Below are 8,323 nucleotides of genomic sequence, written 5' to 3' on the forward strand. Positions count from 1 at the left end.
GGAGCGTTCTCGATGCGATCCGCTCTGCGCACCGGTATGACGCTGAGTGTCATATTGTTACTTTTCCTGGCATTCAATCTGGTGTGGGTTGTTAAACTTCCTGATCTACGCTGGGACTTTTCACAACAAAAAAACAATTCGTTGTCGCCTGCCGTAATGCAATTACTTGCCACATTGGACAGCCCACTGGACTTTTACTATTTCAACGCCAGCAAGCCCGCCTTGAAGAGCAATACGTTGAAACAGTACGGCAAACGCGTCGAAGCAAAACTGAAAGCCTTCGAACAAGCGGCCAGAGGCAGGATCAACCTGCATATTATTGATCCCGCACCTTTTTCAGAGGACGCCTACAAAGCGGGGCTTTATGGCCTCGACGATCAGCAGGGTTTCCTGGGCCTGATCGGCACCCGCGACGGTCAGGCCGCACAGCGCATCGAATCATTCAGACCGGACAGGGAACACTTACTGGAGTATGAAATCAGCCACCTGATCAGCCAGTTGCTCCACCCCGCCCCTCCTGTTATCGGACTGCTATCAGGGCTGCCTGCAGGAGAGCTGATCGAGCCGCTCGTGCAAGAACTGCGTGGCAACTTTGACCTTATCGAGTTGGAGTCGAGTGCCCACCCTATCCCTGCGCGTATCAAAACCCTGATGCTTGTGCACCCGCGCATGCTGTCCGAACAAACCCTTTACGCGGTAGACCAGTTTGTACTGGGAGGCGGCAAGTTATTGATGTTTATCGATCCACTGAGCGATATGGATCCAGAGACACCCCCCACTGCCTCCAGGCTTGACGGGCTGCTTGTTGCGTGGGGTATCCATATGCAAAGCGACAAGATACTGCTCGATCGTACCTACGCCTCATCGGAGCATGAACCCGGCCTGCTGACGCTGCCGCGAGAAGCGATGAACGAGAGCGACGTCAGTACCTGGAAACTGGAATCGGTGACGGTGTCAAACAGCGGTGCCCTTCTTCCCCTGGACAACAGCCGGACCACCTTCACCCCGCTGTTGCAAAGCTCCAAGCAATCAGCCTTGCTGGAACCGGGCGCACCGGACAGCGAAATCGTCCCACAAGGCGAACATCACGTCATCGCGGCTCGCATTGAAGGGGCAGCTTATTCGGCGTTTCCTGACGGCATTGACGGGCGGCCACCCGGACTGCAAAAAGCCGCCCAGATCCATGTCGTGGTGGTTGCCGACACGGATGTACTCAGCGAGGAAATCAGCAGTTCGGCACCACACGGCAACAGCCTGTTTGTACTGAACACACTGGATAACCTGGCAGCCCCTTCTGTACTTGCGGACATTCGACCACGCGTGATGACGCGTTCGTTGCAAACACTGGCCAACCTGCGCGAAACCACCGCACACGCCTATCAAACTCGGGCGAACGATCTTGAGCGACGACTGGCGCAAACCGAAAAGGAATGGCAGCGCCTGAACCCCGAGGCGACGGCCCTCGGCACCGAGGTGGTCGACACCAATACCCAGTTGCAAGCACTCAACAAAGAGCGCTTGCGCTTACCGATGGAACTGCATGCGCTGAGGATGGAGGCCTACGCGCCGCTGCATCGCCTGGAGCGCAAGGTGAAATGGTTGGTGATAGCACCCATGCCTGCATTGCTCTGCTTGCTCGCCGCGGGGCTGTTTCGATGGCAGCGTCGCCATCGGCCGATACCTGCCAGCGCGCTGTACTGAAGGCTCAACGGCGCGCAATCAGGCCTTGTCGTGCAATGCGCGTCAATTGGCGAATCACCTCGGCAGCGTCGCCAGCAGTGGGGGCCTGGATCACCGCAAGGTCAAAACTGTTGCTGGCGAAGCGTGCGAGGGAATCGCCATCTTCGACAAACTGGATCAGGAATGCCGAAGGCCGGCCGCTGCGACGTGGCCAGCCGTCCAGGTAACGCAATAGCGTCGGCTGGTGCTTACCGCCCAGGAGTATTTTTGGATTGCGTTGGGTGAGGTCCGCGGTGATCGGGGCCAGGCGTATGAGGGGGCGTAGTGCATTCATCGTGTCGAGTCTCTGCCTCAAAAGTCTGCGGGCAGGTGAGAGGCAACACCGAACCAGCGCTTTAGCGGTATTTCGAAGCACGCTCCTTGAATGAGAGCTGACTTCTGTCGGGCTGCATCGAGTCCCAGTGGCGCCCCGCAATTAGCTGTTTAAATCGGCGCATGGGCAGCATCCTAGAGAAGCCGGTGGGGCGGTGTCAAGAATCCCAGGCAACGAAAAGGCCCGCACAGGCGGGCCTTTCCAGGGTTTTGCGCAAGGATCAATGGGCGATGGCGCGGTCGGCAGACAGTTTGCCAGCGCCTTCCAGCATCACCGCCAGCGAGCCGCCCAACAGGGCCAGTGCGAACTCATAACCGTTGTTGGCCATGAACAGACCGTTGTGGATATGCACCGAGAAGATCGCCACCAGCGACAGGATGGTCAGGCCCAATGCCGCAGGGCGTGCCAACAGGCCAATGATCAACGCCAAGCCAGCGAAGAACTCGGTCCCTCCCGACAACAGCGCCATCAAGGTGCCTGGCGCCAGGCCAATACTTTCCATCCATTGGGCAGTGCCCGCCAAGCCGTAGCCACCGAACCAGCCAAAGAGCTTTTGCGATCCGTGGGCGGCAAAGATGATGCCGACGACGATGCGTAGAATGGTCAGGCCATAACCGGCACGGGTGGACAGGAGGTTTTTGATCAGTGGGCTCATGGTGCGAATCCTTTTTAAAGTAGGGGTTGGTTGGCCGCTATATTAATCAGTTTAGGCAATGATAAAAGCCGAAAAAATGCCTTATAAATATCGATATATTCGATTATTTTCGTGAGGCGATTTTTGGCCCCGACGGCTCCAGGGACTCCCGTTCCCGATCAAACGCCAGGTAGTACTTATTGACGCTATTAACATAGCTGACGCCGCTCATCCCCACCTGCTCCATGGCAATGCGTTCAACCTGGAAGAACCACTGGTTGGGGTTAAGCCCCCGGCGTTTCGCCTCGGTGCGCATGCCCTGCACCCGCTCCGGCCCCATGTTGTAGGCCGCCAGGACAAAAGCCATGCGTTCGCGCTCGTTAAGCTTGGGGCTGGCGAAAAACTTGCGGCGGATCATCGCCAGGTAGCGCGCCCCCGCCTGCACGTTGCTGTCTAGGCTTTCGATATTATTGACCCCCACCCGCTGCGCCGCCGAAGGTGTGATCTGCATCAACCCCGTGGGCCCGCCGCTGTTACGCGCGCTCGGGTCGAGTGCCGACTCCTTGAAGGCGAGTGCGGCGAGGTTCAGCCAATCCATGCCCTGCTCGCGCGCGTGTTTTTGCAGGATGGGGCGCAGTTTCTCCAGGCGCTGGCGGTCGATCCGGGCCAATGGGTTACGTACTTGATAAAGGCGACGATAGATCCGTTGGAACGCCACATCCTGATCGGAAGGGGTTCGGTAGCTCTTGAGGAAACGATCGATACTCGCCCGCAGCATCGAAGCATCCTGGCGCACGAACCAGTACTCATCACCCGGCTCGTTGATAACCACCTGTTTGTCGAAGCGCAATTTGGGCAGGATCTTTGACCAGCGCTCGGCAATCGGCTTCTCGACAATGGTCAGGTGGAATATCCCGGCCTGGACCATCTCCAGCACATCCTCCACGGCTAGCGTCGGGTCGACCCATTCCACCTTGATCGGCGGCTGCTTGTGCAGGGCCAGTTTCTGATTGACCTGGCTGATGACATCCGCCGCTGCACTGCCGGTGGTCAGCGCCAGGGTGCGCCCGGACAGTTGCTCCAGCTTGGTAAACCGTCGCTCGCCCTTCACCCCGACCAGCCACAACGGCACACCGCTGGCGATCGGGTCACTCGTACTGATCCTGTGGGCCGCCTTCATATCCAGCAACTCACCTGGCGCCACCAGGTCGCCTTCGCCACGCGCCAGCGCACCGAGCAGTTGATCCTTGGCCTTGGGGATGATCTTGAGGTTGATTTCCTGGCCGTCACGGGCATGGCCATTGAGGTATTGCTCGAAGGCGCGCAGGCGATGGTATTCGACACCAATGGCCTGGCCCTGAATCTCACCGGAACTGTTGCGGCTTTGGTTGACCAGCACGCGCAGGGTGCGACTGGAGCGAATCTCCGCCAGGTCGCGGACCTTGCTGGGCTTGGTCACTTCCAGCGGCCCGTCCAGACGCGCGACCGCCGCCATGGGCAGCAGTAACGTCAGGCACAATATAAGCAACGCCGAGGGTCGGATCATCCGCTCTCCGGAAAGAATACTGGCCAGCACCTTCGCGAAAAACGCAGGACTGGAGGTCAGAAACAGAGCGCTTTATGCGCTGGCAAGGCACGCAACGGCGGCATCAGGCAGGGCGACTCGCCAACCACAATGTCGCTTGCGACGTTCAAAGACAGCTATAACTCGTTGTAGTTCTTCGTTTTTCTTATAAATCTACAGCTCTGATATGCTTTCCGGCCGCAGGCGGAGATAGCACCATGCAACTCATTGATATCGGCGTCAACCTGACCAACCCCAGTTTCGACGAGAAGCACCAGGCCGTTCTTGACCGAGCCTATGCCGCTGGCGTGCAACAATTGGTGCTCACCGGCACCAGCATCGAGGGTAGCGAAGAAGCGCTGGAGTTGTGCATAAAGCTCGATGAAAGCGGGCAACGCCTGTTCAGCACCGCCGGCATCCATCCCCACGCCGCCAGCTATTGGAACGGTGATAGCGACCAGCGCCTGCGCGGCTTGCTCAACGAAACGCGCGTTCGCGCCGTAGGCGAATGCGGGTTGGATTTCAATCGTGATTTTTCCCCGCGCCCGCAGCAGGAGAAAGTCCTGGAGGCACACCTGGCCCTGGCCGTCGAACTGAAGTTGCCAGTGTTCCTGCACGAACGTGACGCCAACCAGCGCCTGCTGGACATCCTCAAGGACTACCGCGACCACCTGACTGCCGCCGTGGTGCATTGCTTTACCGGCGAACAGTCAGCGTTGTTCAGCTACCTCGACCTCGATTTGCACATTGGCATCACCGGCTGGATCTGCGACGAGCGCCGTGGCACACACCTGCACCCACTGGTCAGGGAAATACCCCGAAACCGCCTGATGCTGGAGAGCGATGCGCCCTACCTGCTGCCGCGCACGCTGCGCCCCAAGCCAAAAAACGGTCGTAATGAACCGGCCTACCTGCCAGAAGTGCTGCGCGAAGTTGCCCTGCACCGCAACGAAAGCACGGAAGACCTGGCCCGGCACAGCACCGCCTGCGCCCGCGCCTTTTTCGGGCTGCCTGTCGTGGATTGATGCGGCGCATTGACCCACGTCAAAATGATTTTCCTCAATAGCGGCACTATAATGGCACCTTGCCAATGCTGTTTCCGCTATCAGAGAAAACCTTCCATGGGTGCCTGGCTTAGCAATATCTCGCTGAAGTACAAATTCTGGGCCGTCAACGCGGTCGCCTTTATCACCACCCTGCTCCTGGTGCTGTATGCAGTGCATCTGGAACAGCAGTCGCGCAGCCATGCATCCCAAGCCGCGGCACAAACCGAGGCGCGCCTGCTCAGTGCGTGGCCAGCCGACAAGGCGCTGCCCAAGGGTGAGTCTTGGCTGACATTTGCCCGTGGCCAAGCCCCACAAATGGCCGATCAAGACCTGTCAGCCCTGAACAGCGCCAGCGGCTGGGTCGAGCTCAATCACCTGCCACTGTTCGGCGAAAACCCACTGATGGGCGCCGAAGTCATCACGCGCGCCGATGGGCAACAGGTCGCCGTGCTCGCCTACGCACCGAGCCTGAGCCAGGTGTTCAGTGAACGCTTCGCCAACTACGCCATCGCCGTGCTGATCCTGATGCTGGCGATGCTCTGCGCCTCGCAGTTGCTGATTCGCTTCCTGCTCAGCCAGCTCAACACCCTCAAGGATGTGATGCTGCACGTCGAAAAGACCGGCGACCTCTCAGCCCGCGTGCCTCTGGCCTGCAAAGATGAAGTCGGCCAGATGGCCAGCGCCTTCAATGCCATGCAAGCCGGCTACCAGCGGGTGGTCAACACCGTGGCGCGCACCGCCAAGCTCCTGGACGACGGCGCCGCACGGTTGGCCAGCAGCATGAACGAGGTGCAGCACGGCATGCTCGGCCAGCAAAGCGAAACCGACCAGGCCGCCACCGCGATCAACGAGATGACCGCCACCGTCTACCACATCGCCCAACATGCCGGCGCGACCCGTGACCTGTCCCAGACCGCCGACACCCTCGCCGGCAGCGGCCAGGAAGTCGTGACCCGGGTGCAACACTCGATTGCCGGGCTGTCCAGCGGCGTGCAGCAGACCGCCGAGATGATCCAGAAACTCGCCGAAGACAGCCAGAAGATCAACAGCGTGGTCGGCGTGATCCACAGCATTGCCGAACAAACCAACCTGCTCGCCCTCAACGCCGCCATCGAAGCCGCCCGCGCCGGTGAAATGGGCCGTGGTTTCGCCGTGGTCGCCGACGAAGTGCGTAACCTGGCCAAGCGCGTGCAGAGTTCCACCGACGAAATCACCCGCATGGTCTCTGCCCTCCAGGCCGGCACCCGCGACGCCGTAGACTTTATGCAGGAAAGCTCGTTCAAGGCCGACGACTGCGTACAGCAGGCCCAGGAAGCCGGCGCAGCACTGGCCGAAATCACCGGCGCCGTGGCGCAGATGCGTGAAAGCAACACCCAGATCGCGGTTGCCGCCGAACAGCAAAGCCATGTGGCCGAAGAAATGAACCGAGCGGTAGTGAGCATTCGTGATGTGACCGAAAACACCGTGCAACAGACGGTGGATTCGGCGACCACCAGCAATGAGCTGGCGACCTTGGCTGGGGAGTTAAGCAAGGCGATTGGGCAACTGAAGCTGTAAGGCTTCTCCACCTGTAATCCGACTCCTACGATCGACTCCCCGTTTACCCGAAGTTTTGGCGAACCCTCCTAGCCGTCCTGGCGAATAGCGCCGACTTCTTTACCTGACGAACCTCTCCAAAGTCTCTCGCCTGATCATTCAGTGCGAGGGACCGCCGATGTACCCACCCGTTAATGCCCCGGTTGTCGGGGCTGCCTCTTGATTCCCGTCATTGCCAGTTTTGTCCTGGCCCCCATGGATGCCGAGGCGCCGGACGTTGAGCGCGTCTTTCGTGACTTGCGCGGTTGCCTGAACACCTTTGATGAGTGGGCCGAGAGCTTCTGGAGCGTTTCGGCACTGGCAGTGGAGCAGGTGTTCAAAGTTGGGGAAGAGGTGGCGCTGGTCGCACCGACGACCCGTTCCCTCAATCCGAGCAGCACCGTCGCCACATGCCGGGCCAATGGCACGCTGACGCTGGTGCATATGTTCCAGAGCACGCGCTTCGTCCCCATCGGCAATACACCGGTGGTGCTGCAACGCGTTGATCCAAACGGCGGCCCGCTCGGCGCACCACTCCATCGAACCATCGGTCCCAGCGGCATCCTCGAAATCACCGAGTGTGATCGCAACCAGCAGTACCAAATCACCTTCTATCCCAACGTTTCCAAGGATCACGTCAAGGCGCTGTATGCGTCTTATCAGTCGGTGATCGCGGGCTTGGAAGGTCACCTGCGTGACGAATGGACCAAGACCTTCCAGCCCCAGTGGGACGACTTCGCCAACGCTACTCGGTTCGAACGCAGCGCGATGCAGCGCTTGGCCTTTTCCACCGGGATAGCCAAGGCGCTCTACAACCTGTGGGACAACATTACGCAGCTGTATGACTTGCTGGCGAACCTCAAAGCCAACGGCGAGAAATTGCTGCAGTACATCACCCAGGCCGAACTTGATGAACTGCTGAGACTGGGCAACGACACCCTCGCAAAGGGGCTGTTGGTGCTCAGCGATGAGCCGCTGCTGTTTATCTACGTGTCGGCCATGGTCAGTTGGATACGCCTGCTACCACCGCCCGAGATGTATGAAGTGCTGGGCGAGATCACCGGCGAGGTGTTGATCAATCTATTGCTGATCTGGGCGACCCGTGGCATGGGCGTGCAGATTCGCCTGGGCGCTCAGGTGCTGGGGCATATCAAATCCGGACGAGCGCGCCAGTGGCTGGAGATGCTGGCCGATCAGTTGGTGGGGCCGAAGTTGGACGCGCATGCCGAGGCGTTGAAGCCTTTGCTGCTCGGTGGCCCGGCGACAGCGATCAAGACTGTACCGGTTGCGCCGTTGAAGGCTGGGGAGCACGTGGTTTCGAACCCGGTGCCGGCGGTTCGTAACAAGACACAGAAGACGGTGTTGGTCAGGCAGGAGCCTGTCGATGATGTGCCTGTTTCGGGGAAAAACCCTGCGGGGGATGCTGCCGCGTCTTCGGATAAAACCGTAAC

6 protein-coding genes and 1 pseudogene are annotated in these 8,323 nt (G+C 59.5%); 4 read left to right on the top strand and 3 right to left on the bottom strand.

What is annotated here, in order from left to right; genetic code table 11:
• Positions 1-12: 12 nt before the first annotated feature.
• Complete coding sequence (locus ACODSV_RS29770) at positions 13-1,701, top strand: Gldg family protein (protein WP_150054973.1); 1,689 nt, start codon at positions 13-15, stop codon at positions 1,699-1,701.
• 4 nt (positions 1,702-1,705) lie between these two features.
• On the opposite strand, the gene ACODSV_RS29775 is transcribed toward ACODSV_RS29770, so the two are convergent.
• The 3 genes from ACODSV_RS29775 to ACODSV_RS29785 all read right to left on the bottom strand — a co-directional run bounded on the left by ACODSV_RS29775 (position 1,706) and on the right by ACODSV_RS29785 (position 4,233).
• Positions 1,706-2,014, bottom strand: coding sequence for a class I SAM-dependent methyltransferase (locus tag ACODSV_RS29775; RefSeq protein ID WP_150054972.1), 309 nt, complete (start codon positions 2,012-2,014; stop codon positions 1,706-1,708).
• Positions 2,015-2,273: 259 nt separating this feature from the next.
• The gene (locus tag ACODSV_RS29780) at positions 2,274-2,708 is read right to left on the bottom strand and encodes a DoxX family protein (protein WP_150054971.1); all 435 of its coding nucleotides are present in this window, start codon (positions 2,706-2,708) and stop codon (positions 2,274-2,276) included.
• A 103-nt stretch (positions 2,709-2,811) separates the two neighbouring features.
• Positions 2,812-4,233, bottom strand: a complete 1,422-nt coding sequence (locus ACODSV_RS29785; RefSeq protein ID WP_150095449.1) for an MltF family protein — start codon at positions 4,231-4,233, stop codon at positions 2,812-2,814.
• Positions 4,234-4,469: 236 nt separating this feature from the next.
• Between ACODSV_RS29785 and ACODSV_RS29790 the strand changes: the two genes are divergently transcribed.
• The 3 genes and pseudogenes from ACODSV_RS29790 to ACODSV_RS29800 all read left to right on the top strand — a co-directional run.
• Positions 4,470-5,276 (top strand): TatD family hydrolase, encoded by an 807-nt coding sequence (locus ACODSV_RS29790; protein ID WP_150054969.1) that lies wholly within the window; start codon positions 4,470-4,472, stop codon positions 5,274-5,276.
• Positions 5,277-5,372: 96 nt separating this feature from the next.
• Complete coding sequence (locus ACODSV_RS29795; protein WP_150293130.1) at positions 5,373-6,854, top strand: methyl-accepting chemotaxis protein; 1,482 nt, start codon at positions 5,373-5,375, stop codon at positions 6,852-6,854.
• 198 nt (positions 6,855-7,052) lie between these two features.
• Positions 7,053-8,323, top strand: a pseudogene (locus tag ACODSV_RS29800) (type IV secretion protein Rhs); the annotation flags it as partial.

The sequence above is a fragment of the Pseudomonas sp. FG86 genome, assembly GCF_057808775.1.